At 62.9% G+C, this 25,762-nt stretch carries 17 protein-coding genes and 5 pseudogenes; 14 read left to right on the plus strand and 8 right to left on the minus strand.

Annotation, left to right across the window (positions count from 1 at the left end; all coding sequences use genetic code 11):
* Positions 1-64 precede the first annotated feature (64 nt).
* The 3 genes and pseudogenes from CEQ44_RS24260 to CEQ44_RS04695 all read left to right on the plus strand — a co-directional run bounded on the left by CEQ44_RS24260 (position 65) and on the right by CEQ44_RS04695 (position 1,870).
* Entirely contained in the window at positions 65-397 is a 333-nt protein-coding gene (locus CEQ44_RS24260) for a hypothetical protein (protein WP_218821572.1), read from the plus strand.
* 11 nt (positions 398-408) lie between these two features.
* Positions 409-900, plus strand: a complete 492-nt coding sequence (locus CEQ44_RS04690; protein ID WP_144036353.1) for a DUF4158 domain-containing protein — start codon at positions 409-411, stop codon at positions 898-900.
* A pseudogene (locus CEQ44_RS04695) lies at positions 782-1,870 on the plus strand (integrase). The gene CEQ44_RS04690 and the pseudogene CEQ44_RS04695 overlap by 119 nt, the downstream one beginning before the upstream one ends.
* A gap of 244 nt (positions 1,871-2,114) precedes the next feature.
* On the opposite strand, the gene CEQ44_RS24265 reads toward CEQ44_RS04695, so the two are convergent.
* From CEQ44_RS24265 to CEQ44_RS04710, 3 genes are read right to left on the minus strand one after another with little or no spacing between them, the layout of a single operon-like run.
* Positions 2,115-2,876 (minus strand): DsbA family protein, encoded by a 762-nt coding sequence (locus CEQ44_RS24265; protein ID WP_088190088.1) that lies wholly within the window; start codon positions 2,874-2,876, stop codon positions 2,115-2,117.
* Entirely contained in the window at positions 2,803-4,143 is a 1,341-nt protein-coding gene (locus CEQ44_RS04705) for an ATP-binding protein (protein ID WP_088190089.1), read from the minus strand. Before CEQ44_RS04705 ends, CEQ44_RS24265 begins: the two co-directional genes overlap by 74 nt.
* Positions 4,140-4,793 carry a winged helix-turn-helix domain-containing protein gene (locus tag CEQ44_RS04710; RefSeq protein WP_088190090.1) on the minus strand — a complete coding sequence of 218 codons (654 nt, stop codon included), beginning with the start codon at positions 4,791-4,793 and terminating at the stop codon, positions 4,140-4,142. Before CEQ44_RS04710 ends, CEQ44_RS04705 begins: the two co-directional genes overlap by 4 nt.
* Positions 4,794-4,878: 85 nt before the next feature.
* On the opposite strand from CEQ44_RS04710, the gene CEQ44_RS04715 reads away from it, so the two are divergent.
* From CEQ44_RS04715 to CEQ44_RS24870, 3 genes and pseudogenes are all read left to right on the plus strand, one after another.
* Entirely contained in the window at positions 4,879-5,676 is a 798-nt protein-coding gene (locus CEQ44_RS04715) for a TlpA disulfide reductase family protein (RefSeq protein WP_088190091.1), read from the plus strand.
* Between the two features lies 1 nt (position 5,677).
* Entirely contained in the window at positions 5,678-6,358 is a 681-nt protein-coding gene (locus CEQ44_RS04720; protein WP_088190092.1) for a DsbA family protein, read from the plus strand.
* Positions 6,359-6,378: 20 nt separating this feature from the next.
* Positions 6,379-6,843: pseudogene (locus tag CEQ44_RS24870) on the plus strand (protein-disulfide reductase DsbD domain-containing protein); the annotation flags it as partial.
* 117 nt (positions 6,844-6,960) lie between these two features.
* Here the strand turns inward: CEQ44_RS24870 and CEQ44_RS24270 are convergent.
* A pseudogene (locus tag CEQ44_RS24270) lies at positions 6,961-7,086 on the minus strand (transposase); the annotation flags it as partial.
* A 683-nt stretch (positions 7,087-7,769) separates the two neighbouring features.
* Here CEQ44_RS24270 and istA point away from each other — a divergent pair.
* From istA to CEQ44_RS04740, 3 genes and pseudogenes are all read left to right on the plus strand, one after another.
* Positions 7,770-9,297: pseudogene (gene istA, locus CEQ44_RS04730) on the plus strand (IS21 family transposase).
* A pseudogene (gene istB, locus CEQ44_RS04735) lies at positions 9,284-10,013 on the plus strand (IS21-like element helper ATPase IstB). Before istA ends, istB begins: the two co-directional pseudogenes overlap by 14 nt.
* A gap of 226 nt (positions 10,014-10,239) precedes the next feature.
* The gene (locus CEQ44_RS04740) at positions 10,240-10,605 is read left to right on the plus strand and encodes a helix-turn-helix domain-containing protein (RefSeq protein ID WP_088185052.1); all 366 of its coding nucleotides are present in this window, start codon (positions 10,240-10,242) and stop codon (positions 10,603-10,605) included.
* Between the two features lie 366 nt (positions 10,606-10,971).
* Here the strand turns inward: CEQ44_RS04740 and CEQ44_RS04750 are convergent, their stop codons facing one another.
* Genes CEQ44_RS04750 through CEQ44_RS04760 form a run of 3 tightly spaced genes read right to left on the minus strand, consistent with a single transcriptional unit; the run spans position 10,972 to position 13,392 of the window.
* Complete coding sequence (locus tag CEQ44_RS04750) at positions 10,972-11,964, minus strand: SMP-30/gluconolactonase/LRE family protein (RefSeq protein ID WP_088185054.1); 993 nt, start codon at positions 11,962-11,964, stop codon at positions 10,972-10,974.
* Entirely contained in the window at positions 11,961-13,064 is a 1,104-nt protein-coding gene (locus CEQ44_RS04755; protein WP_217895034.1) for a Gfo/Idh/MocA family protein, read from the minus strand. Before CEQ44_RS04755 ends, CEQ44_RS04750 begins: the two co-directional genes overlap by 4 nt.
* A gap of 43 nt (positions 13,065-13,107) precedes the next feature.
* Complete coding sequence (locus CEQ44_RS04760; protein ID WP_254913969.1) at positions 13,108-13,392, minus strand: response regulator transcription factor; 285 nt, start codon at positions 13,390-13,392, stop codon at positions 13,108-13,110.
* A 313-nt stretch (positions 13,393-13,705) separates the two neighbouring features.
* On the opposite strand from CEQ44_RS04760, the gene CEQ44_RS04765 reads away from it, so the two are divergent.
* Both CEQ44_RS04765 and CEQ44_RS04770 read left to right on the plus strand, forming a co-directional pair.
* A complete protein-coding gene (locus CEQ44_RS04765; RefSeq protein ID WP_088185080.1) occupies positions 13,706-15,052 on the plus strand; it encodes a gluconate:H+ symporter in 1,347 nt (448 codons plus the stop codon).
* A gap of 37 nt (positions 15,053-15,089) precedes the next feature.
* On the plus strand, positions 15,090-15,767 hold the full coding sequence (locus CEQ44_RS04770) for a FadR/GntR family transcriptional regulator (RefSeq protein WP_088185081.1): 678 nt from the start codon (positions 15,090-15,092) through the stop codon (positions 15,765-15,767).
* 1 nt (position 15,768) lies between these two features.
* Here CEQ44_RS04770 and CEQ44_RS04775 read toward each other — a convergent pair whose 3' ends face one another.
* Positions 15,769-16,305 (minus strand): gluconokinase, encoded by a 537-nt coding sequence (locus CEQ44_RS04775; RefSeq protein ID WP_088185055.1) that lies wholly within the window; start codon positions 16,303-16,305, stop codon positions 15,769-15,771.
* Positions 16,306-16,475: 170 nt separating this feature from the next.
* Here CEQ44_RS04775 and CEQ44_RS04780 point away from each other — a divergent pair, with 170 nt between their 5' ends.
* From CEQ44_RS04780 to CEQ44_RS04790, 3 genes are all read left to right on the plus strand, one after another.
* A complete protein-coding gene (locus CEQ44_RS04780; protein ID WP_088185056.1) occupies positions 16,476-19,499 on the plus strand; it encodes a glycosyl hydrolase family 28-related protein in 3,024 nt (1,007 codons plus the stop codon).
* Between the two features lie 138 nt (positions 19,500-19,637).
* Positions 19,638-22,613 (plus strand): TonB-dependent receptor domain-containing protein, encoded by a 2,976-nt coding sequence (locus tag CEQ44_RS04785; RefSeq protein ID WP_088185057.1) that lies wholly within the window; start codon positions 19,638-19,640, stop codon positions 22,611-22,613.
* A gap of 76 nt (positions 22,614-22,689) precedes the next feature.
* A complete protein-coding gene (locus CEQ44_RS04790) occupies positions 22,690-25,734 on the plus strand; it encodes a glycosyl hydrolase family 28-related protein (RefSeq protein ID WP_088185058.1) in 3,045 nt (1,014 codons plus the stop codon).
* Positions 25,735-25,762: the final 28 nt, after the last annotated feature.

Genomic DNA, 25,762 nt, shown 5'->3' on the forward strand with positions numbered 1-25,762 from the left:
ACACGCCAGTGAGCCATGTGGTGCGCAAGATCAGCGGTTACCGGTCTTCTGACAAGAACGGCGAATGGCTCACGATGTCGGACGCGGCCGCCAAACTCGGAGTCCCGCAAGTCAAGATCCAACGCTTCCTCAGGAATGGCATATCGCCGCCGAGCAGGTCATGCGCTACGCGCCCTATCAAATCCGCTCCAGCGACCTCGAAGACGAGTGGATCAAGGCCAAACTGGCGCGCCCAATCCCGTGTCGCGCCGAAGACGACAACCAGGAATCGCTATTTTCCGACATGGCCCAGTCGGCCGCAAGCTGCGATTTTGGCCAAGTCGGAGAACGTTTTGGGAACGTGGCATTCGGTATTGACGATGGAAATTATAGAAGAGGACAGTTCGCTCCATCATAGTGAGTGGGTTGATGGATCGGAGTATTTCGGGCGGGGATTTGATCGGACGATGGAGCCTGAGCTTTGCCGATATTGATTTTGTAAATTCGAAGCCGGCCCTGACGCGCCTCGGCCTCGCCGCGCAGCTGAAATTTTTCGCTTCCCTGGGGTTTTTCGCGACCGATCCTGGCTCAATCCCTACCGATGGCCTCTCGTATCTGGCCGAGCAACTCGGTGTCGAAGCTGGCGAGATAGCCGGTTATGACTTTTCCAGTCGGACAGCACGGCGGCATTGTGCGGAGATCTTGATCCATCTTGGATATCACCGCATGAAGCGGGGGCATCGCGCGCAATTGACGGAATGGAGTGCTGGCGAGCTGTGCCCGGGCGGCCACCGAGGCGCTGATCGCCGCCTATCAGGCCGCTTCGTCGCCTCACAGCATCCGCGCGCTCAAGTCCGACATCGAAGCATTCGACAGCTGGTGTCGGCGCACCAACCGGATCGCGCTGCCGGCGACGGCTGAGACCGTGGCCGATTATCTGGATGGGGGGGGGGGAAGGGGAGCCGTCCCGCGTCGCTATCCCGGTACAAGGCTTCGATCGCCAAGATTCATCAACTGCTCGACCTCAAGGATCCGACGCCGGCGCCGCTGGTCAAGTTGCGGCTGCAGGCGGTGCGGCGCGAGAAGGGGGCGGCGCAGAAACAAGCGCGGCCGCTGCGGTTCAAGGGACCGGTGCGCGACGTCGAGCGCGACAAGGCGCGTGGGCTCGACATCCGCGCGCTGCTCGAGAGCTGCGAAGACGATCTGCCGGGCCTTCGCGATCGTGCATTGCTGTCGGCGGCCTATGACACCGGCATGCGAGCCTCCGAACTCGTGGCGGTAGCCGTCGAGCATATCGAGGAGGCGATCGATCCCGAAGCGCGGCTGCTGCAGATCCTGCGCAGCAAGGGCGATCAGGACGGGGAGGGGGCAACCGCCTATCTCAGCCCGCGCACCGTCGCGGCGATCACGGCCTGGACCGAGGCTGCCGAGATATCGGCCGGGCCGCTGTTCCGGCGGGTGCAGGTGCGGCGCTACAAGGCGCGCGCCGCCGTGCGCGGTCGGGCGATCGACAGCATTTCAAGCCGCGAGGCTTGGGATCTGCGCAAGACGCTCTCTAAGCCTGCCGTGAAGGCGCGCGTCGAATGTGACATCGGCAGCCTGGCGCTACACCCGGGGTCGATCGGGCCGATTTTCCGGTCGATTATCAAGCGGGCGTTCGACCTCGGCGCGCTGCCCGATCTGACAGCCGAGGATTTGGCCAGATTGCTAAAAGGGATCAGCGCACTCGACACGGATCGGGCTGAACCAGGATTTGTTCGCGAGTGGCGAGGATCTCGCGGGTATCATGGATGCTTTGCGGTGGAAGTCGCCACGAATGCCACTTGCATACAATCGCAATCCAGCAGCTGAGCAAGGAGCGGCCGGTCGACTTATGGCCAAAATCGGATAGCGATGGCAATACCTCGTGAAGTCGAGCGTCTAACAAACCGGCTTTCACAGACTTCCCAGCGGCCGACAGGGTGTTCTAACCACGTTGTCTGGAGTCCAGACGCTACCAACAACGCTGCCTATCGATTGTCGGGGAAGCTCGCGGACGATTCCTATAGGCGAAATGACGCGCGTCCGGCGCGATATTGCGCTTCGCGAGAACGCGAACGAATAGTGCGATGACCGTACCGGCGCTAGCCGGTCAGTCATTCAGCGACGCGAGCCATATCCCGAGCCTCGGCAAAGATAGCCAAAAATTCATCTTCAGTCTTACGGCCAATGGCGAGGAGGTTTTCGACGAGGAACGCAGGTGTGCCGCGGATACCGAGACCGAAGGCAAGATTGGCGTCCTGATGCAAACGGTTTAGAAATGCCTGGCGCTGGTCTTTCAGATCCTTCGTGGCCTGTTCCCAATCCGCGCCTATATCGTGTCCGATATCGCGCAGCACTGCCTCGTTCAGCGGTATGTGCATTGCCATCGTACGGTCGTGATAGGCGGGATAAAGACTCTGTCGGTCCATCGCGAGGCCGACCAAGGCGGCACGCTCCGCCATTGGGCCGAAGAAAGCCAGATCGCGATACTCGATCCTCACGTCACCGTCATGCTTCACGGCGGCTGCAAGAATGTGCGCGGTCACCTTGCAGATCGGACAGAGGAAATCATTGAACGCAACGACGGTCACCGACCCATCCGGGTTCCCAGCCGACCGACTCGTCCGCTGGTCTGCGGCGGTTTGAGCTCTGCCATTTGAAGACATGTCCTGAGCCAAAGGCGCAGTTTCGCGAAGTGCCCAGCTTCCGAGCCAACCCGCTCCAGCAAATCCGGCTAAGATTGCAAGGTCGCGGCGGCTAAATGCCTTTCGGGGGGCTACATCTGCCTGATCGGGTGGAACGTCAGCTGGCACCATTGCTCGATATCCGGACACGATGTGATGGAAAGCGCAGCACGGCGGCAAAGCCGGCATCATCTGGACGAAATTTCAGAACGCCCTGTGCTGGAGCGATTGCGGCCTCGACGATCGACAGGCCCAGCCCGGTGCCGCCCGACATGGCGCGAGGGCCGCGTTCGAACCTGCGACGGACACGCTCAACCTCTTCCGCCGCGATGCCCGCGCCACCATCGATGACACGCAGTTCCAATCCATCGTTTGCGGCACACTCGATCCGGACTGGGCCTTTGCCCCCATGGTGCAGAGCGTTTTCCACCAGGTTGCCCAGCGCCAGGCGAAGGGCTTCGGCATCGATTGCCAGGTCGACATCGCGGAGTCCGCAGGCGGTGACGATCGATCGACTGCCCGTCGCGGCCAGATGTGCATAATCGCCGGCCACGCCGTTCACCACGTCACGCACGCAGGCGAAGCAGTTGGCCGGTTCGGCCTCTCGCCCTTCCTGCCGGGCCAGTTCAAGCAACTGGCGCACCAGCCGGCTGGTGCGATCCACCGCTATAGCGATGCGCTCCAGGGCATGATCGCGCATGGCCGGGTCCGTGGCGCGGCGGGCCACCTCCGCCTGGGTTTTGAGTCCAGCCAGCGGCGTCTGGAGTTCGTGCGCGGCGTTGGCCACAAAGTCGCGCTCGGCCCGTCTGGCCCCTTCAAGTCTGGCGAGTAGGTCGTCCATTGCCTGCACCAGCGGCCTTAGTTCTTCGGGCACTGGGTCGACGGCGAGTGGCTCAAGGGTATGTGGCGAACGCAGCTCGATTGCGCGGGCAACACGACCGAGCGGTGCAAGGCCACTCCGGACACCAAACCAAAGCAGCACTGCGAGCGCAACGAGCCCAGCCGCTGCGGGCAACAGCAAGCCCAGCATCAGATCGTTGACCAGATGCTGGCGGACCGCCAAGCTGTCGCCGACCATGACCCTGATGCCACGTGCCGCGTCAACATGTGTATAGACGCGCCACTGTTCATCTCCGATCTGGCGACTGGAAAAACCGGGTGCGCCCCCGGCCAACGGTGCATCGGGCGCTCCGGTTGACTGACCGATCAAAGCGCCGTTCAGAGACCAGATCTGGCACGACAACTGGCGGGAGTAAGGTGCCGGTGCCAGTCGCCGCACTGGTCCGCTGGCGGGAATATCGAGTGCAGCGACCATTCGTGCCGCCTCCACCAACCGCCCGTCGAGCACACGCTGCACTTCAGCCCTGGTTGAAAAACTCGTCCAGCCTGCTGCACCCGCCCAGACGAGCATGGTCACTCCAGCGACGAGAATGAACAGACGGATCCGTAACGCAGTCATGTTCGTGTAATCCGGTAACCCTCACCACGCACCGTTTCGATGCGGGTCCGGCCGAGTTTCGCACGGAGCTTGTGGATGTGTACCTCCACCGCGTTGCTTTCGATTTCCTCCTGCCAGCCGTAGATGCGATCTTCCAGCTGACTGCGCGACAGGACGTGCCCTGGGCGCTCGGCCAAAGCATGCAGGATCGCAAACTCCCGGCGAGAGACGGCGATTTCCTTGCCATCCAAGGCCACTGATCTACGCGCTTCGCTGATTATCAGCGCACCCAGTTCCAGATCGCCGCTTGCCCGCCCACTGGCTCGACGCATAATCGCGCGCAGGCGGGCTGACAGTTCAGTAAGATCGAAGGGTTTGCCCAGATAATCGTCGGCACCGCGATCAAGGCCCTCGACCCGGTCCATGACCATGGCACGCGCCGTCAGCAGCAGTACCGGAGTCTCGACGCCGGCCCGTCGCCATTCCGCTAGCAGGTCGAGACCGGAGCCATCTGGCAGGCCGATATCGAGCACGACGCCAGCATGATCTCCTATCGCGGCGCGCGCGTCGGCAAGACAGGCCACAGCATCGACCTCGAACCCCTCAAGGCCCAGCCCCACTACGATACCGTCGCGCAGCATATCATCATCTTCAACAAGCAGAATCCGCATTTCTGCTCCTTTCCCTGCCCACCTTACCGCTGCCTTAAGCCGGATGCTAAGCCTGCCTTAAGAAAGGGCGGCAAGGAGAACCACAATGGATGGCGTCATACAGATCGGCCCACTTGCCATGGCTACAGACCGTTTGATCGCTGTTGCAGCGATCTGGGCGTTTCTGGCGATCGCGGGTGTGATTGCCGCGCGGCTGGATAGTAGGGCAATGCGTGCCGGATGGTTGTCCTTGCTGGCCGGAGTGGTTGCAGCGCGCATCGGCTTTATTCTTGCCAATCTTGATGCCTTTATCGCCGAACCTTGGGGCATGCTTGCAATCTGGCAGGGCGGGTTCTCGGTCTGGGCAGGCGCTGCGGCGGCGTTGATCATCATCTTGGTTATGCTGGGGCGGAAACCTGCAGGTCTTGCCCTGATCGCCACGGTCGCAGGTCTTTTTGTACTTCATCTCGGTGCGGCCACCTTGATTGCACCGGATGTACGGCCGATGCCGCGCCTGATGCTGACGGACCTCGATGGCAAACCGGTCGAGCTGGGCATTCCAGGGCGACCTATGGTTATCAATTTATGGGCCACATGGTGTCCGCCGTGCCGTCGCGAAATGCCGATGCTGATCGACGTGGCGCAAAGCTCCAAAGTTCCGGTTCTGCTCGTCAATCAAGGCGAGGACGCTGCGGCCATCCGTGCGTTTCTTGCCAAGCAGGGCCTGGCCAACGGGGCAATCGTGACTGATCCGGGCGGCGTCTTGGGCAAGGCTGTCGCTTCGGTGGCGCTTCCAACCACCCTGTTCGTCAACGAGGCGGGCGAAATTGCCGGTCTCCACGCCGGCGAGATATCCCGGGCGGCGCTGACCGCAGGGATGCGTGATCTGCAAAGGACCCAATGAGATGAAGACAATGACAATCGCCGCTGGCATCGGCTTGGCCGCGCTTCTAGCCGGCGGCGTGGCGCTTTGGAGCGGTGATGCCGACCCGGCGCAAGCTCGTCAGGCGTCGAGCGACACCTCCAGCGCAGACGCGCTGCGCATCCGCTCGCAAATCCAGAATGATCCTGTTGCCCCGGCCATCGCGCCGCAGGGGCAAGATGTCACTGTTGTGGTTTTCTCCGACTATCAATGTCCCTTTTGCCGCAAGCTCCACCCGTCGCTCGAAGCGCTGATGAGAGAAGACCCCAAGGTGAAACTGGTCTTTCGTGACTGGCCGGTCTTCGGCGCTGCGTCCACCGAAGCGGCGCAGGCAGCCATCGCCTCCAAATGGCAAGGCAAGCATGCCGCGTTCAACGATGCGCTGATGACCATGACCGGCAAGCTGACATCGGACAGTATCCGCGCCGCAGCAGACAAGGCGGGGGTGGATTGGGCGAAACTGCAGGCTGACCTCACCGCGCACAAGGCCGAGATCGACGCTGTGCTGGATCGCAATAGCCGATACGCAGCAATGCTGGGCCTTCAAGGCACGCCCGGTATGCTGATCGGCCCCTATCTCATCCCCGGCGGCATTGATCTGGGCGGGTTGCGTGAGGCGGTGGCGCTTGCGCGACGCGACCCGAACGGAACTGCATCACAATGAAAACGCCGGCCAGGACGATGATGGATCGACTACCGCTTGTTACGATAAGGTTTTTCGCACTCTTCGTAGCCGCTTTGCTTGGTTTCATCGCCGGACCGGTCGCCGCTCAGGGCACGGCTAATATCAATGCGTCGGTGCTGCCCGAATCCAGTTCCCCAAAGCCCGGCACGACAACGCGCATCGCTATCCGCATGGTGCCACGCACTGGCTGGCATGGCTATTGGGTCAATCCGGGCGACAGCGGGCTCTCGGTAGAGGCGAACTGGACCGTGCCGGATGGCGTAACCATCGGTGACCTGCGCCATCCCGCACCAACCCTGCTCGAGCTCGCGGGGCTGGCAAGCTATGTTCACAAAGGTGCTTTCACGCTCCTTACGGATTTGAACCTGAACGACGATGTTGCTCCGGGCACTGCCATCCCGCTGCGCGTCAACCTCTCATGGCTTGCCTGTTCGGACACGCTGTGTGTCCCCGAACGCGCCACGCTCGATCTGCTGCTGACGGCGGGTGATGGAACAACCAATGCAGCTGCGGCGCCGGTTTTCCGCGCCGCCGAGGCGGCGCTGCCTGTTGGAGGCAGGCTTAAACTGGTGGTCGGGCGTCAGGGTGCCCGCGATGCCATGGCGGCGGGCGACCAGCGACACCGAGTTCCCCGGCAAATAGGTCTCCTCAACGATGCGAATCTTCTCCTCGGGCGTCCAGCGCCGACGGCGCTGCACCGAGGTAATGACCTCTACGCGGTCATACGGTCAGGCATATGCATCACACTTCCATAAGTGTGAGGGCCTGTCAGGCGTTTTTGGGGGCTACTTCATATGGTGACGACATCACATTTCGGAACAATGTAGATGTTCGAATTCCCGGCACCTTTCGCCCAAGGGGATTTGAGTGAATGGAAATCTACCGGCGAGGCGTCAAGACAATGTCTATGGGTCAATCGCTTGATAATTTCGACCGCCAAGTTTTCTTTGGCGAAAAGGGCAGATCGAAACTTATCAATCGCGTAGCCGTTACAAGCAAACACATCATGCATCGATGGGGACCGTGCGCGGGCCGCGGAACGGTCTGTGGAGTAAGTGTTCACAGTGATGTAAAACTTTGAATAATATTAAAAATATGGAACTTCGATCATATACGTGAGGATATTGGATGTCGGCTTCGGTTGTATCGCCCTCCCGCAACCACCGAAACCGACATTCCACAAAGCCCCGACGCAAAAGCGCCGGGGCTTTGTGCATTCTCGGCCACTCGACGCTGCTCGATCCACTCCAGCATCCTGCCAAACTCACCGTAGAGCATTGTGGATCGGCGTGCAAAAAGGACCCCGTTAGCGGGGTGATCGGCGTCTAAAAGGGACCCCTCATTTCGATGGTTTAAGCAGCCGGCTGGATTTTCAGGCGGCGAGATCGGGATGTTGGTTTTGGAGACAGTTTTACGGATCCGGCGCGAGTATGCCGGAGGCAAGGCGATCAAGGCGATCGCACGGGATCTGCATGTGTCGCGGAAGGTCATCCGCAAAGCGGTCCGAGCGCCGGAGGGCGCCTTTGATTATCAGCGCAAGGTTCAGCCGCTGCCCAGGATCGGTCCGTTCCAGGAGCGCCTGAACACGCTGCTGGAAGAGAACGAGCTGCGCGGCAGGCGTGACCGGCTGCGGATGACGCGGATCCATGACCTGCTGGTGCGAGAAGGCTTTGAGGGTTCTTACGATGCGGTGCGGCGCTATGCGACGCGCTGGAAGATCGAGCGGCGCAAGGATGCTGGCGATGGCGTCACCGCCTTCATCCCGCTGATGTTCAGGCCAGGCGAGGCCTACCAGTTCGACTGGAGCCATGAGGATGTCGAGATCGCAGGAGCGCCGATGCGGGTGAAGGTCGCGCATATGCGCCTGTGCGCGTCACGTGGGGTCTATGTCCGGGCCTATCCTCGCGAGAGCCAGGAGATGCTGTTCGACGCGCATGCGCGCGGCTTTGCCTTCTTCGGCGGCGTGCCAGGGCGCGGCATCTACGATAATATGAAGACGGCTGTGACGAGCGTGTTCACCGGCAAGGAACGCGTCTTCAACCGGCGGTTCCTGATCATGACCGACCATTATATGGTCGAGCCCACGGCCTGCTCGCCTGCGGCGGGATGGGAGAAGGGTCAGGTCGAGAACCAGGTGCAGACGATCCGGGGTCGCTTCTTCCAGCCCCGGTTGCGGTTCGCCAGTCTCGAAGAGCTCAATGGCTGGCTGGAGGCCGAGTGTCGGCGCTGGGCGGAACGGCAGCCCCATCCTGAACAGGGAGATCTGACCGTGGCGCAGATGCTGGAGATCGAACGATCTGCGCTGCAGCCGATGCTGGGACCGTGAGCCAAAATCTATCCGGGGCTTCAATGAGAGTGAGCATGCCGTGACCGGCACCTGCCTGATCAGCTTCGACCGCAACCGCTACTCGGTACTCTCGACGGTGGCACGACGCACGGTGCAGGTCCGCGCCTATGCCGACCGCATCGTCGTTCGCTGCGGCGAAGAGGTTGTCGCTGAACATCCTCGCTACTTTGGGCGCAACCGCACGATCTATGACCCCTGGCATTATCTGCCAGTGCTGGCCCGCAAGCCTGGCGCGTTGCGGAACGGTGCCCCCTTCCAGGACTGGGATCTGCCACCGGCGCTGGCCCGCCTGCGCCGCAAGCTGGGTAATGGCGACGATGCCGATCGCCGGTTCGTCCGTGTACTGTCGGCCGTACTGACCGATGGCCTGGAGCCTGTCGAAACCGCTGTGCGTGAGGCACTGGCGACGGGCACGGCGAGCGACGACCTGATCCTCAACATCCTGGCACGACGCCGGGAGCCTCCGCGTCCGCTGACGATCATCACCTCCGAGGATAGCGCCTTGCGCCATCCCCCGATCGCCGACTGTGCCCGTTACGACCAGCTGAGGACCTTCGATGCAGCGGCATGATATGATCGAGGCCATGCGCGGGCTTGGACTCAAGGGCATGGCGGGCGCGTTCGACGATGCCGTCACCACCGGCCTTCAGCGCCAGCGCACCACCATGGAGATACTGACCGATCTCCTGCGAGCGGAGGCGACGCATCGTCATGCCGCGTCGATCCGATACCGGATGGCCGCTGCCAAGCTGCCAGTCGTGAAGGACATCGATGCCTTCCGGTTCGAGGGTACCCCGATCAACGAGGGGCTTGTGCGTTCATTGCACAGCGGCGCGTTCCTGCCCGCACGGCGCAATATCGTCCTGGTCGGCGGCACAGGCACAGGAAAGACCCATCTGGCCATCGCCATCACCGCCAATGTAGTGCGCTCCGGCGCCCGAGGCCGCTACTTCAACACGGTCGATCTGGTGACCCGCCTCGAAGAGGAGGCCAGGATCGGCAAGAGTGGCGCTCTCGCCGCCCAGCTATCCCGCCTCGATCTCATCGTGCTCGATGAACTGGGGTATCTGCCGTTCGCTCGATCGGGCGGCCAGTTGCTGTTCCACCTGATCAGCAAACTCTATGAGCAGACCAGTGTCATCATCACCACCAACCTCGCCTTTGGCGAGTGGCCCACCGTGTTCGGCGATCCCAAGATGACAACCGCGCTCCTCGATCGCGTCACCCATCATTGCGACATTGTCGAGACCGGCAAATGACAGCTGGCGCTTCAAAAACCGCAGCTGATCCGCCCCAGCAGCGATCAATTAGAAGATGTTTTGCGCTGCGCGCGCCTCCGGTCGGGCTACGCCCTCCCTACGCCGCGCGCAGCGCAAGGAAGCCCGTCACATCAACGTTCCGCCATCCTGACAGGGGGTCCCTTTTGCGCGCCGATAAGGGGTCCCGTTTGCACGCCGATTGACATGACGAACTGGATGCGGACACTGCTGCGCTGCTGGTCGATGCCGCGCGCATGGCCTGTCGCCGGGCGATGCGGCCGGATGCGCCTGCGCCGCATCTCTCCTCCCCGGTCGATTTCGCGCTGGCCCATCTGGATCATCCCGACCTCAACACGGGCCTGATCAGCACTGCGCTCAACCTGTCCGAGCGCGCGGTGCAAAAGAGCTTTTTCCGCCATGTCGGCCAGACGCCCACCGCCTTCATCATGACCAAGCGGCTGGAACGCGCGTCCGCCATGCTGGCGGCTGGTGATGGTCGCACCATTACCGACATCGCGTTCGAGGTCGGCTACAATGACTCCGCCTTCTTCACCCGCTGCTTCCGCCGCCGCTATGGCGCGTCGCCCAGCCAATGGCGCCATCGTTCGCTCCTGTCCTGATTGCAGGTTCGCCAGCGTCCAAGACCCCCGCGCCGGCGTCGTCGCCGCGGTAGACCAGGATGTGGACGATGTAGGGCCGGGCGACAGCATGTTGCTGCGGCGCCTGTCCGGCCTGCGATGCGCAACTTCCTGGGCGTCCTTCAGCCGGGGGTATGGGGCCTCTGGGTGATGGCGGCGGTCATGAGCATGGGCCGACGGATCGTGGGCGTCATTGAAGGGGGCGTCGATCCCCAACGATTCATACCGCGCCTGATCGAATATTATCGCGAACTAAGGTTTCCTTTAAAAAAACGCATAAATATCCATAACCTCGTTAATATTGAGCAAGTATGCGTGGCCGCCGCGATGAGGCACGCAGGTTCGCGGTTACAACAGCGCGATGACCGCCAACCTGTCCGATGACGTCATGAACAGGCTTTTGCCATTTGCGCCAAAGCAACAGTTGGCGACCGCCTTGCCGGTGCTCACGATGCCCAGCAATGTCCCGTCCGGCGTCACTATATGCACGCCGCCAGGACCGGTCGCAAAAACATGGCCATCGGGCGCCACCTTGATCCCGTCGGGCAGGCCCGGCAGTCCTTGGGCGCGCTGCTGTCGCATGTCGTGAAACAGGCGCTGGCCAATGGGGCGGCCTTCAGCATCCAGCGTATAGGCGCGAACCTCCGGCTGCGTCTCGTCCGACAAGGCCAGATACAGGGTGCGGCCATCGGGCGACAGCGCCAGGCCGTTGGGGCGGCGATGACTGCCATCCAGCAGCGTGACATCGCCATCCGGGGTTAGCGCATAAAGCCCATTATGGCCGATTTCGCGCAGCGGCGACGCATCGCCATCCGCAAAACCATAGGGCGGGTCGGTGAAATAGATGGTCCCCGATGGCGACAGGCACAGATCATTGGGGCTGTTGAACCGCTTGGACTGGAAACGATCGGCCAGGATGGTGCGTTTGGTCGTATCCAGGTCGATCCGCACGATCGCGCGCGTGCCGCTATCGGCGGCGATCAGGTGACCGGCTGTATCGATGGCAAGGCCGTTGAGGCCCGCTTCGCGCACGCCAGGAGGTATGGCGGTTTGCAATCCAGACGGCGAGAGGAAAGGCTTTGCGCCCTGTCCGGCCCGCCAGCGGTAAAGGATATTGGCGGGGGGATCGTTGAACAGCAGATAGTCGCGCTGCCCCACCCATATCGGCCCTTCGGCCCAGCGGTATCCTTGCGCCAGTATCTCGATCGAGGCGGACGGCGCGATGATCCGGTCAAGCGCAGGGGAAAGGCGCGTGACGCCGCCGACTGTCGTGGGGTTAGCAGCCATCGCCGCGACCGGCATGGCGGCCAGCGACGCCAGCAGGGTGCGGCGCGCGATCACGCGCCGATCCTGATGCTGCGTCCCTGCGCCGCGGATTGGTAGATCGCCTCGATCACGCGCAGGTCGGCCAGCCCCTCTTCGCCCGGCACGATCGGGGTCTTGTTCGACACAATGCATTCGGCCAGATGATCGAGTTGCCCCGCAAACTGGTTCTTCGCAGGAGCAGGCAGGGTGCGGAGCGCTGTCACGCCGTCCTTGCGGATCGTCATACTCTGGCCCGCATAGGGCGTCGCCGGCTCCATCCCGATCCACCCCTGGCTTCCGTGGATGCGATAGCTGTTATGCCCCGTGCTGTAACTGGAGATACAGTCCGCCACGATCCCGGACGCAAAGCGCAGCAGAAAGCTGATCCTGTCCTCGACCGTGCGGAAACGCGGGTCGGAACGGTCGGTCGATTCGACCGCGGTCACCTCCACCGGTTCCTCGCCCGTCAGGTAGCGTGCCGCATTCAGGCTGTAGATGCCGATGTCCATCATCGATCCGCCGCCGGACAAAGGCTTGTCGAGCCGCCACTGGTCCGGCTTGATGGGAAAGCCATGTTCCGCCGTAATCAGGCGCGTCGGACCCACATGCCCGCTGCGCGCTAGATCGATAGCCAAACGGTTATGGGGTTCGAAGCGCGACCGATAGCCGATCATCAGCTTCGTGCCCGCCTTTTTGCAGGCCGCGATCATCGCCTGACATTCGGCCACGGATGTCGCCATCGGTTTTTCGCACATCACATGCTTGCCGGCCTGTGCAGCGCGAATGGCGTATTCGGCATGCAGGCTGTTGGGCAATATGATGTAAACCGCGTCGATATCGGGGTTGTCGCGGATGCGATCGAAATCGGCATAGCTGTAGCGATGCGTCTTGGGGACGCCATATTGGGCGCCATAGCTGTCGAGCTTGGCCGGCGTGCCGCTGACCAGTGCGACGATGCGGGCGTGTTCGCACCCGGCAAAATTCGGCATGATCTGGCGCGTCGCGTAAGAACCCAGCCCGACGATCGCATAGCCGATCTTGCGCGGCGGCGCCGCCGACAGACCGCTGCCGACCGAGGCCAGCATCAATCCCGCGCCCACGCCGCCCATCACTTCACGCCGCGAACCCATCGCCATATCACCCTCCAAATCAGATCATCTCTGCCGTCAGGCGGCCAGGTCAGCCGGACGTCGCGCGCAGCCAGCCCAGGTTGCGGGCGGCGATGGCGGCCTGGGTCCGATTGCGGACGTTAAGCTTACGCATCAGGGCGGTCATGTGAACCTTCACCGTTGCTTCGGCCATGCCCAGCTCATAGGCAATCTGCTTGTTGAGCAGGCCTGAATGAACGCAGCGCAAGACTTTCATCTGGGTGGGGGTCAGCGCGGGCGGTTCCTGGCTTCGTGCGGGCGGATGGCGAACCTCCCGTTGATCGGAACTGTTGTGCAGGTCCAGCGCAATGAACATCCGTCCTCTCCCTGTTCGATCCGACCCGAATCAGCCCGCTTGTTTTGGCCTGCCGGCTTGTTCAATGTCGTTAGCGCTAACAATAAGGTAATTGGTCAGACAGGTTCAAGCCAAAAATGCGATATACGACCTCAGCAGGGTGGAATATCCGAAAATGACGCGATATCTGTCTTACAGATTTACAGGAACGCTGCCGCGAAGTGCCGGAATGGCGGGGCGTGAGAAGGGGGAGAAGGATGACGTTAACATCGCATCGGTCGGCCTTGGCCGTCCCCGTCCCGGCAGGGTCGCCCACTTGCGGGGGCGCGGCACGATGACGCCGGCGGATTATCGACTGATCCTGGCGGCGGTGGTCGGCATAGCGCTTTCCATCTTCCTCATCATCCGGGGGCGCCTGCATCCCTTCGTCGGACTGCTCTGCGGCGCTTTCACCGTGGGCCTGCTTGCGGGCCTGCCGATGGAGGAAACGGCCAAGGCGGTGGAGAAGGGCGCAGGCGCCATCCTGGGCGGGACGGGCCTGGTCGTCGCGCTCGGCCTTGGCCTCGGCGCGATGCTCCAACTGTCCGATGGCGCTGGCGGCATGGCCCGCGCGGCGCTGCGTCTGTCAGGCGTGAAGGGCGCGCCATGGGCAAGCCTGTTCACAGCGATCGTCATAGGCCTGCCTCTCTTCTTCGAAACCGGATTGGTGTTGTTGCTGCCGATCGTCGCCTCCGCCGCAGCCGCGCTGCCGGCGGGGCAGAATGGCGATACGGCCAAGCTGCGCCTGATGCTGCCCGCGCTGGCGGGCCTGTCGGTGGTTCATGCGCTGGTGCCGCCGCATCCCGGCCCGCTGCTGGCGGTCAACGCGCTGGGGGCCAATCTCGGCCTCACTCTGCTCTATGGTCTGATGATCGGCATCCCGACCGCGATCATCGCCGGGCCACTGCTCGCGCGCTTCACCGCGCCGGGCGTCACGCTCAGCCTGCCCTTGCTCGATCCGGTTAAGATTGACGTCGCCACCCCGTCAGTCGGCCGCGCGCTGACCGCCGTGCTGTTGCCGGTCGTCCTGATCGCCGCGGGACAGGCGGTGGCGCTGCTTCCGCCGGCGGTGGCCGTACATTTCCTTTGGCTCAGTTGGGTCAGCGATCCGGTGGTGGCGCTGCTGGTCGCCGTCCTTGCCGCCCTGCCGCTGCTGTTCGGCCGCCGCATCGCCGACCGCACGATCCAGAACGCGATCTGGACCGAAGCGATGACGCCGGCTGGCGGCATCATCCTGGCGATCGGCGCGGGTGGCGCGCTCAAACAGGTGCTGGTGACGGCCGGCCTGTCGGACATGCTGGTGCGGATCGCCGATGGCGGCGCGATTTCGCCCCTCATTCTCGCCTGGGGCGTGTCGGTCTGCATCCGCCTCGCGACCGGCTCGGCGACCGTGGCGACGATCACTACGGCGGGCGTGATGCAGGGGCTGGTCGCCGCGTCGGGCGTGGAGCCTGAATGGATGGTGCTGGCGATCGGCGCGGGCTCGCTTTTCTTCTCGCACGTCAACGATCCCGGCTTCTGGCTGGTGAAAAGCTATCTGGGGACGGATATGGCGGGCACGTTCAAGACCTGGTCGATCATGGAAACCGTGGTGGCGATCGTCGGCCTGTTGCTGGTGCTGCTCGCCAGCAGCATCTTTTAAGATGGCGACCCATGTCTTCCGGCAGGGCCATGGCCCGATGAACCAGACACGGCTGTCCGATCATGTCTATGCCGCGATCGTGGATATCATCACGGGCGAGGGGCTGGAGGTGGGTGGCCGCCTGCCTGCCGAAGCGCGTCTGTCTGAAATGTTCGGCGTATCACGCGCCATCGTCCGCGAAGCGCTGATGCGGCTGGCGTCGGATGGCATTACCGAGGCGCGGCGGGGGGCAGGGTCTTTCGTCAAGAGCCGCCCGTCGGACCGGCTGGCCGCCTTCATGCCGTCCACAGAATTACCGACGACTCTGGGCAGCTATGAAGTGCGTTTCGTGCTGGAGGCGGAAGCGGCGCGACTGGCGGCCAATCGCCGGACGCCGCAGGACATGGCCGATGTCGAGGAAGGCATGGCATTGCTGCGCGCGGCCCTGCTGTCGAGCGAACCGGCCCATGCGGAAGATATGGAACTCCACCGCCGTATTGCGCAGGCGACCGGCAACCCCGCCTTTCTGGTCGCCTTCGACGCGCTCCACGCCGATATTGACAAGATCATGCGGGCAGGCGTCGATATCAGCCGGTCGCGCCCGCCGGAGGTAATCGCGACGATGCTGCGCGAACATGACCAGATCGTCGATGCCATCCGCGCACAGGATGCCGAGGGCGCGGCCCTCGCCATGCGCTGGCATCTATGGGAAGGGCGGCGGCGGTTGATGCCCTGACTTATCCGCGTTGCAACCAGCTAAGCACTCGATCGCGCAGCTCTTTGGGTGAAGCATCCGTGGTCAGGACCAGGGCGGCCTCGTCGGAGCAAGGCCGTTCCAAGGTGCCCAACTGGCTGTCGAGCAGGCTGGCAGGCATATAATGGCCCGGCCGGTTCTGAAGCCGCATTAGAAGCTCTTCACGGCTATTGTCCAGCAGCACGAAGCGCACCGGCGCACCGATCCCCGAACGCAGCCGATCCCGGTAGCTTTTGCGCAGCGCGGAGCAGGCCGTAATAACCGAAACAGATGTCTCCATCGCTGTCGCGCTGGCCTGCGCCAGCCGGTCGAGCCAGGGCCAGCGATCCTCGTCCGTCAGCGGATCGCCGCGGCGCATCTTCTCGACCGCGTCGGGCGCATGATAATCGTCACCTTCCAGAAACGGGCACGAAAACGACTCTGCCAGCAAGGCCCCCAGCGTTGATTTGCCGCAGCCGCTCACACCCATGACGATCACGGCCAAAGGTGTTGGGGACGGGGGATCGGCGGATGGCGGCAAAGTGGCGTTCCTTGCAGAACAGGCGATGCCCCCACGGGCATCGCAATGGTGCGATCCCCTGTATCAGCCGGGTAAAGGCCCTGAACACTACGACCTTCGTCGCAAGTGCCAAAGCCCCGGCCGCCTTCTAGCCATGCGGTACGGCAAGATAATAGGAGGGAAGGTCGGCTATGATCGGACGCAGCATGATGGCGGCTCTACTGGCGGCGACCACTTTGGCAACACCGGCCTGGGCGGCGACCGTGTCGGTCTTCCCGGTGGCGCCCGAAGAACCCACCGCCGTGACGGTGAAGGCCAGCGGCGACGGGCGCACGGACGATAGCGCCGCGATCCAGCAGGCGCTGGACCAGGCGCGCGACAAGACCGGCCATGGCATCGTCTTCCTGCCGTCGGGCAGCTATCGCATCAGTCGGACGCTGGTCGTGCCTGCGGGCGTGCGCATTTATGGCGTCGGGCCGACCCGGCCGGTGATCCTGCTGGCCGCCAATACGCCGGGCTTCCAGAAGGGCGTGTCCACCATGATCGTCTTTGGCGGCGGCGATCAATATCGGGTCGGCCAGGTGCCGGTCCCGGTGCCGACGGTCGTGCCCCGCGACAAAGTGGTGCGCGACGCCAATTCCGGCACCTTCTATTCGTCGATGAGCAATGTCGATATCGAAATAGCGCCAGGCAATCCGGCGGCGGCGGGCGTGCGCTTCCGCATGGCGCAACATGCGTTCCTCAGCCATATGGAGTTCCGCCTGGGGACCGCTTTCGCCGGCGTCTATCAGGCCGGCAACGTCATGGAGAATGTCCATTTTCAGGGCGGCCGCTATGGCATCGTCACCGAAAAGACCTCCCCCGCCTGGCAGTTCACCCTGCTCGATTCCAGCTTCGACGGGCAGAGCCAGGCCGCGATCCGCGAGCATGAGGTCGACCTGACCCTCGTCAATGTGGCGATCCGCAATACGCCAGTCGGGATAGAGATCGATCGCGGCTACAGCGACAGCCTGTGGGGCAAGGATGTCCGCTTCGAAAATATATCGAAGGCAGGCGTTATCATCTCCAACGAGAAAAATGTCTTCACCCAGATCGGCTTCGACAATGCGCTGGCCGTAAACAGCCCGGTCTTCGCCCGCTTCCGCGACAGCGGCAAGACGATCGATGGCAAGGGCAAGGCCTATAAGGTCGCGTCCTTCTCCCACGGCCTTGCCATTCCCGACCTCGGCCACACCGGCGACTATAAAACCGTAGCGGACATCCAGCCGCTGTCCGCCATGCCCGCCCGCCGCGCGCCCGCCATACGCGACCTGCCCGCCATGACCGATTGGGTCAATGTCCGGTCTTTGGGCATCATGGGCGACGGCAAAGCGGACGACACCGCTGCGATCCAGAAGGCGATCGACGGCCACCGCATCCTCTATTTTCCCGTCGGCTTCTACAAGGTGACGAACCGGCTGAGGCTGCGCCCCGACTCCATCCTCATCGGCCTGCACCCCGCCATCACCCAACTGTACATTCCCGACGATAATCCCGCCCATGCCGGTCTCGGACCGGTGCTGCCGATCCTGGAAAGCCCCAAAGGCGGCGACAATATCCTGTCCGGCCTTGGCCTCTTCACCGGCCGGATCAACCCGCGCGCGTCCGCGCTGCTATGGCGGTCGGGCGAGACGAGCCTGGTCGAGGACGTGAAGATCATGGGCGGCGGCGGCACCCCGACGGCGGACGGCAAGATGCTGGGCGCCCTGCGGGTCAACACCGGCGATCCCGTCACGGACGGTCGGCTGGACGCGCAATATCCCAGCATCTGGGTAACGGACGGCGGTGGCGGCACTTTCGCCAACGTGTGGAGTCCCAACAGCTTCGCGCAATCGGGCCTGCACATCACCAACACCAGCACGCCCGGCCATGTTTATGAAATGTCGGTCGAACATCATGCCCGCAACGAAATCGTCCTCGACAATGTGCAGAATTGGGAGTTCCTGGCCCCGCAGACCGAACAGGAGGTCGATGACGGTCCCGACGCCATCTCGCTCGACATCCGCAATTCCAAAAACCTGCTGTTCGCCAACTATCATGGCTATCGCGTGACCCGCACCTACGCGCCGGAGGAAAGCGCGGTCAAGCTCACCAACTCCAGCGATATCCGCTTCCGCAACGTCCATATCAACGCCGAAAGCGGCTTTGCGACCTGCGACGACGAAGGCTGCGGCACGTTCCTGCGCGCCAGCAAATATCCATTCGACAATGCGATCGAGGATGTGACCGGCAAACGCTTCGTGCGGGAGCGCGAGTTCGCCAGTCTCAATATCGGCGCGGCCGACCGCGCAATCCCGCCCGTATCGCCAAGCAGCGCCAAGGTCGAAAAGCTGGAAGACGGCTTCTGGTCGATCTCCGGCGCGGCCGTGGACGCGCAGGGCGCGCTCTACTTCATCGATCGCCGGTTCCAGCGCATCCATCGCTGGAGCGAGGCCAAGGGCTTGGAGATCGTGCGCGACCAGGCGCTCGATCCGGTCAATCTGGCGATCGACGGATCGGGGCATCTGCTGATACTGTCGTCGCTGGGGCCAAAAGCGGGCGTCTATTCGATCGACCCGAACGGCCAGCCCGACCAGATGACGCTGATCCAGCCGACGCCGGTCCGCGCGAAGGGCGCGGCCAGGACGCTGCTGCCGGTCAACTGGTGGAACAATGGCGAGTTCAGGGACCAACTCGATCCCGAAACATACGAGTTTACGACGTTGGCGCAGATGTTCGCCCGCGATGCCGGCACACCCAAGGCGCGCGAATATGTCTCCCCCGACGGCAGCCTGTCGCTGCCCGCCTTCCGCGTGTGGCAACAGGGACCTGTCGATCATACCGGCTGGCGCTGGTCGGACAGTCTGAACGCCAACGGCCTGATCGGCGGCAAGCCGGGCGAACGCCTGTTCGTTACCAACGGGTCGGAAAATATCACCTATAGCGGCACGGTCGGCGCGGGCGGCACGCTCATGAACCTCAAGCCCTTTACCAATCGCGGCGGCGAAAGCGTTGCCGTGGACGGGCAGGGGCGTGTCTATGTCGCGAATGGCCAGATATTCGTCTATGGCCCGGATGGTAAGGAGACCGGCAGGATCGACGTGCCCGAACGGCCCTTGCAGATATTGTTCGGCGGCGCGGACAAGCGGACGCTTTTCATCCTGACGCACCATGCTTTGTACGCCGCCAAGCCCTGAAAAATCCGCCTGTTGGGCGCATCTACGACCTATGTCGTAAGTGCGGCGGGCGCAGGCACCGACTAACCTGAAAACAACAGCCCATCATGCGGCGCGGCGGCTCTGGGAGGGGTCGCCAAATATAAAAGGGGAAGATGAATGAAAGCGACGATCGCAATCCATCGGCACATGGCCGGCGTCAGCCTGGCCGCGATGGCTGCCTTTGGACTGACCGGCCCGGCCCATGCGCAGGCGGCGGCGCCAGCGCAGCCCGAGGCCGTCGCCCCGCAGGCGCAGACCGATGACGCCGCCGCGCCGCGTAGTGCGGACATCATCGTCACCGGATCGCGCATCACCACCAGCGGCTTCAACGCGCCCACGCCGACGACGGTGATCGGTGAGGAGCAGATCGCGAACAATGCGCAGCCCAACATCTTCACCACCATCGCGCAACTGCCCTCGCTTCAGGGATCGACCGGCGCCGCCACCGGCACGTTCAGCACGTCGAGCGGCCAACAGGGGCTCAGCTCCTTCTCGCTGCGCGGCCTGGGCGCTATCCGCACCCTGACCCTGCTTGATGGCCAGCGCGTCGTCGGCGCAAACGTGACCGGCGTGCCCGACATCAGCATGTTCCCCCAATTGCTGGTCAAGCGCGTCGATGTCGTGACCGGCGGCGCGTCCGCCTCCTATGGCTCCGATGCCGTCGGCGGCGTCGTCAACTTCATCACCGACACCCATTTCGAAGGGTTCAAGGGCAATATCCTGGGCAGCATCACCAAATATGGCGATGACGAAACCGCGCTGGTGCAGGCCGCCTATGGCAAGGCGTTCATGGACGATCGCCTGCATGTCGTGCTGAGCGGCGAATATGATCATGAAGGCGGCGTGGGCGCAGGCGATTTCGGAACGGATCTCGCCGGGAGCCGTAACTGGTATCGCGCGACCACGCTGATGAACACGGGCATCACCAACAACGGTCTGCCCCAGTTCAACTATCGTGATTTTGCCCAGCCCTATCAATATGCCCGCTACGGCCTCATCAATAATGGTCCGTTGCAGGGCATCGCCTTCGACCAAAATGGCGCGCCCTATAATTTCAATTACGGATCGGGCGGCCAGCCGACCGGCACCGGCGCTGTCACCAACTGCTATCGCGGCAACAGCTTCTGCGAAGGCGGCGATCTGACCGGTGCGCCGGGGTCGGGGGCTTCGCTAAAATCGGCGCTGGAACGCATCAACGGCTATGGCCGGATCGGCTACGACTTTGCCGACAATAATGAAGCCTATGTCACGGTCAACATCGCGCAGGTCAAAACCAGCAACCAGCCCAGTCCCGGCTACAACCGCGCCAGCCTGACCGTCCAGTGCGCCAATCCGTATCTGCCGCAACTGGTCCGCGACCGGTGTGCGACGGCGGGCATCACCCAGTTCGGCTTTGGATCGAGCAACGCGTCCTTCCCCGATCCCGAAGTCCATACGGACCGGCGGCAATATCGCTTCGTCGGCGGGCTGAAGGGTAAGTTCGGTCTGGGTGGCACCGACTGGAATTATGACGCCTATTATGAACATGGCATCACCACTTCCGACATCCGCGTGCGGGACATCGTGCTCCAGAATCGCTATGTCGCGGCGACCAATGCGATCTCGCTCAACGGCGCCATCGTCTGCGCCGACCCGGTCGCGCGTGCCGCCGGATGCCAGCCGATCAACATCTTCGGCGGCGCCACGCCATCTTCGGCTGCGCTTGCCTATGTCGCGCCTAGTGAAAACGGGCCGTTCCAGCACACCAAGTTGACGCAGGATGTCGCCAGCCTCAACTTCTCCGGCAATCCGTTCGAACTCTGGGCAGGCCCGGTATCGGTCGCCTTCGGTGGCGAATATCGCCGCGAATTCTATCGAGTGAATGCCGATCCCTATGGCGCGGGTGTGTCCCCACTCAGCCCCAACAGCCCCGAATATCCGGCCGATCCGCTGCTCAACTCGACGCTGGGCAGCAATTGGGCGGCGGGCAATTACAAGAACGGTCGCGGCAAATATGAGGTGTATGAAGGCTATCTCGAAGTCGATCTGCCCCTGTTCAACAGCGACTCGATGGGCCGTGCCAACCTGAACGCGGCGGGTCGCGGCACTCATTACAGCACGTCCGGCACGGTCTGGACGTGGAAGGTGGGCGGCACATGGGATACGCCGCTCAGCGGCCTGCGTCTGCGCGCTGTGACCTCGCGCGACGTGCGCGCGCCTAATCTGTCGGAATTGTTCGCCGCCCCCACCGTCACGACCCTGCCGAACTTCAACGATCCGTTCCGCAACCAGGCGGTGCAGGTATTCCAGAACACGATCGGCAACACCAACCTGAAGCCCGAAGTGGCCCGCAATACTGAACTCGGCATCGTGCTGGCGCGGCCCGATTGGATGCCGGGTCTCAGCCTTTCGCTCGATTACTACGACATCAAGCTCAAGGGGGTGGTCTCCACCCTGTCGGCGGACCAGATCGTTCGCTTCTGCTTCGAAGGCAACCAAGCCTTCTGCGGCGGGTTCCAGCTTGATGGCGCGCAGGGCACCAACTTCGTCAACGTCCAGCCGTTCAACCTCGCTTCCTGGCGCACGAGTGGCTTCGATATCGAGGCCAGCTATCAATGGCAGCAGCCGCTGGGGCTGCCGGGCAGCTTCACCGTCCGCGCGCTGGCGACTCACATCCGTAAATTCATCGTCAGTGCGGGCATTGCCGGTGTCGATCCGGTCGATCAGGCCGGTGCCAATACCGGCAACACGCCGGACTGGAAATGGCTGGCCGTGCAAACCTATGACAGCGGTCGTTTCACCCTCACGGTGCAGGAACGCTGGATCAGCGATGGCGTGTTCGGCAACCAATATGTCGTCTGCCAGACGTCCTGCCCGGTTTCCACCGGCAACCATCCCACCATCGACCGCAACAAGATGAAGGGCGCATTCTACGTCGATGTAGGCGCGTCGTTCAAGATCCGCGACAATATCTCAATCTATGGGAAGGTGGACAATCTGTTCGACAAGGACCCGGTGGCATCGCCCCAGACCAATACCGGTCTGGACGTCAATCCGGCCCTCTATGATACTTTGGGCCGCATCTATCGGGCGGGCGTGCGCTTCAATTTCTGAACATTCTCCCTTCGATCTCCCCAACCTCGTCCCGGCCCTGCACGGCCGGGACATCTTCTTTTCTGGAGCCTGCCGGATGTATCGTGGATTGCGCGGAGCTTATGTCACCATCCTGCTGGGCCTGGCGACGACGCAACCGGCGTTCGCTTCGCCTTCCGTTTACACAACCGCGCCGGACGAACCGCGCGCGGTAACCGTCACAGGCGTGGGCGACGGTCGCGCCGACGATGGGCCAGCGATCCAGCAGGCGATCGACAAGGCGGCGGACGAGGGCGGCGGCGGTATCGTATTCCTGCCGGCCGGCACCTACCGCATCAGCCGGACGCTCTTCCTATGGCCCGGCGTCCGCATCTTCGGCATCGGCCAGCAGCGGCCGGTCATACTCTTGGGCAAGGATACGCCGGGCTTTCAGCGCGGCGTCGCGCATATGCTGATGTTCACCGGGACCAAGAGGCAGACAGACAAGGAAAGCCCGCCTGCGGCTTTCCCGCCGGCTGGCAGCGTGCCATTCAACAAGACGATCGCCGACGCCAATCCCGGCACCTTTTACACCGCGCTCGGCAATATCGATTTCCGCATCATGGACGGCAATCCCGCCGCCACCGCGATCCGTTTCCATTCCGCCCAGCATAGCTTCGTCAGCCATGTCGATTTCGACATCGGATCGGGGTTGGCAGGCCTTTATCATGTCGCGAACGAAGCCGAAGACCTGCATTTCAAGGGCGGGCGCTATGGCATATTGGCGGAAAAACCTTCCCCGGCATGGCCCTTCGCCCTGGTCGACGCCACATTCGAGGGGCAGCGCGACGCCGCCATCCGGGAACATGAAGCCGGTTTGACGCTGGTCAATGTCGCCTTCCGCAACGTGCCCGTCGGGATTGAAATCGACCGCGGCTATGGCGACTGGCTATGGGGCCAGGATGTGCGGTTCGAAAATGTGTCGAAGGCCGCCGTTATCATCTCGAACGAGAAAAACGTCTATACGCAGGTCGGCTTCCAGAATGTTGTGGCCGCCAATACACCCGTTTTCGCCCGCTTTCGGGAAAGCGGCCGGACGGTCGCGGGCAAGGGTGCGGCCTATAAGGTCGCATCCTTCACCCATGGCCTCACTTTACCGGGGCCAGGCCAGATCGGCGACTATAAGACCGATATGCAGGCGGCAAACATCGCCAGCCTGCCAGCGCCCGCCGCGCCCGCCATTCGCGCCCTGCCCCCCGTTGCGCAATGGGTCAGCGTCCGCACGCTCGGCGCGAAGGGAGACGACAGCACGGACGACACCGCCGCGATCCAGAAAGCGATCGATATGCATAAGGTGGTCTATCTGCCAGCCGGCTTCTATCGTGTCAGCGACACACTGCGTCTGCGCCCGGATACGGTGCTGCTGGGCCTGCACCCCAGCCTGACACAGATCGTCCTGCCGGACGGCACGGCGGCGTGGCAAGGCGTCGGCGCGCCCAAGGCGCTGGTCGAAAGCGCGCAGGGCGGCGACGCGATCGTGGCCGGTCTTGGCCTCAACACCAACGGCGCCAATCCGCGCGCGACCGCCTTGCTGTGGAAGGCCGGGGCCAATTCCATGGTCAATGACGTCAAATTCCAGGGCGGCCATGGCACCAACCGCTTCGATGGCAGCACGATCAACCCCTATAACAATAACGCCACCGCCGACCCTGACGCCGCACGCCGCTGGGCCGGCCAATATGCCAGCCTATGGGTGACACAGGGCGGCGGCGGCACCTTCGCCAATATCTGGAGCCCCAGCACCTTCGGCCATCCCGGCATCCTGATTTCCGACACGCAAACGCCCGGCCGTGTCATCCAGGCGTCGGTCGAACATCATGTCCGCAGCGAAATCACGCTAAACCGGGTCGCCAACTGGGAATTGCTGGCGCCCCAGACAGAGGGAGAAGCCGGCGAGAGCGGCGATGCCGTGGCGCTGGAAATCCGCAATTCGCACAATATCTTGGTCGCCAACTTCCATGGCTATCGCGTGACGCGCACGCGCGAACCCGCGCCGGCTGCCGTCACCCTTTACAACTCGCATGATATCCGTTTCCGCAACGTCCATGTAAACGGCGAAAGCGGCGTCGGCACCTGCGATGAAAATGGCTGCGCAACCTTCCTGCGCCTGACCAAATTCCCGTTCGAAAACGCGATCCGCGACTTGACCCACGGTCTGGACGTGCGGGAACGGGAATTTGCCGTGCTCGACATTCCCGCCAAGCCAGATCCCATGGTCCCGGCCACTTTCCTGGGCGGCAAGGTCGAGAAGATCGCCGACGGCTTTCATTCGGCAGGCGGCGGCGCCGTGGATGCGCAAGGGCGGCTCTATTTCATCGATCGCAAGTTCCAGCGCATCTGGCGCTGGTCGGACGCGGGCAAGCTGGAGATGATCCGCGACGCTACGCTCGACCCGGTCAATCTGACCATAGATCGATCGGGCAAACTGCTGGTCCTGTCTTCCTATGGTCGCAACGGCACGGTCTATAGCGTGGACCCGGATGCGCCGGACAGCCAGATCGCGGTGATCCCCGCGACCCTGACTTCGTCCCATGATGGCGCCGCCACAGTGCTGCCCGTCAATTGGTGGAACAATGGCGAGTTCAGGGATCAGATCGACCCCGCCACCTATCAGTTCACCACCCTGGCCGAGATGTTCGCCCGCGATATGGCGCGGCGCAATACGCGGGAATATGTCTCGCCCGATGGCAGCATTGTCCTGCCCGCATGGCGCGTGTTCGCCCAGGGACCGGCGGACCATCGCGGCCTGCGCTTCTCGGATTCTCTCGACAGCTATGGCTTCATCCAGGGACGGCCGGGCGCGCGCGTCTATGTCACCAACGGATCGGAGAACCGGACATATAGCGGGATCGTGGGCGCAGGCGGCGCGATCAGCGACCTCAAACCCTTCGCGGAACGCGGCGGGGAAGGGGTGGCGACTGATGCGCAGGGGCGGGTCTATGTCGCCAACGGCCAGGTCTTCGTTTACGACGCCAATGGCAAGGCAATCGGCCGGATCGACGTGCCCGAACGTCCCCTGCAAATCCTGTTCGGAGGACCGGACCGACGCACGCTGTTCATCTTATCGCATCACAGCGTTCATGCCGTGACGCTGGATATGTAAGCGCCTTTCGTTCCGCGATGCCCATAGT

Source organism: Sphingobium sp. Z007 (assembly GCF_900013425.1).
Classification (GTDB): Bacteria; Pseudomonadota; Alphaproteobacteria; order Sphingomonadales; family Sphingomonadaceae; genus Sphingobium.

What these genes read in the sequence shown, in the direction of transcription:
- CEQ44_RS24260 (WP_218821572.1), top strand. Translation starts at nt 65, where the DNA reads ATGGCTCACGATGTCGGACGCGGCCGCCAAACTCGGAGTCCCGCAAGT.
- CEQ44_RS04760 (WP_254913969.1), bottom strand. Translation starts at nt 13,392, where the DNA reads ATGTTCATTGCGCTGGACCTGCACAACAGTTCCGATCAACGGGAGGTT.
- CEQ44_RS04715 (WP_088190091.1), top strand. Translation starts at nt 4,879, where the DNA reads ATGGATGGCGTCATACAGATCGGCCCACTTGCCATGGCTACAGACCGT.
- CEQ44_RS04765 (WP_088185080.1), top strand. Translation starts at nt 13,706, where the DNA reads ATGACGCCGGCGGATTATCGACTGATCCTGGCGGCGGTGGTCGGCATA.
- CEQ44_RS04705 (WP_088190089.1), bottom strand. Translation starts at nt 4,143, where the DNA reads ATGACTGCGTTACGGATCCGTCTGTTCATTCTCGTCGCTGGAGTGACC.
- CEQ44_RS04770 (WP_088185081.1), top strand. Translation starts at nt 15,090, where the DNA reads ATGAACCAGACACGGCTGTCCGATCATGTCTATGCCGCGATCGTGGAT.
- CEQ44_RS04755 (WP_217895034.1), bottom strand. Translation starts at nt 13,064, where the DNA reads ATGGCGATGGGTTCGCGGCGTGAAGTGATGGGCGGCGTGGGCGCGGGA.
- CEQ44_RS04720 (WP_088190092.1), top strand. Translation starts at nt 5,678, where the DNA reads ATGAAGACAATGACAATCGCCGCTGGCATCGGCTTGGCCGCGCTTCTA.
- CEQ44_RS04690 (WP_144036353.1), top strand. Translation starts at nt 409, where the DNA reads ATGGATCGGAGTATTTCGGGCGGGGATTTGATCGGACGATGGAGCCTG.
- CEQ44_RS04785 (WP_088185057.1), top strand. Translation starts at nt 19,638, where the DNA reads ATGAAAGCGACGATCGCAATCCATCGGCACATGGCCGGCGTCAGCCTG.
- CEQ44_RS04710 (WP_088190090.1), bottom strand. Translation starts at nt 4,793, where the DNA reads ATGCGGATTCTGCTTGTTGAAGATGATGATATGCTGCGCGACGGTATC.
- CEQ44_RS04790 (WP_088185058.1), top strand. Translation starts at nt 22,690, where the DNA reads ATGTATCGTGGATTGCGCGGAGCTTATGTCACCATCCTGCTGGGCCTG.
- CEQ44_RS04740 (WP_088185052.1), top strand. Translation starts at nt 10,240, where the DNA reads ATGGCCTGTCGCCGGGCGATGCGGCCGGATGCGCCTGCGCCGCATCTC.
- CEQ44_RS04780 (WP_088185056.1), top strand. Translation starts at nt 16,476, where the DNA reads ATGATCGGACGCAGCATGATGGCGGCTCTACTGGCGGCGACCACTTTG.
- CEQ44_RS24265 (WP_088190088.1), bottom strand. Translation starts at nt 2,876, where the DNA reads ATGATGCCGGCTTTGCCGCCGTGCTGCGCTTTCCATCACATCGTGTCC.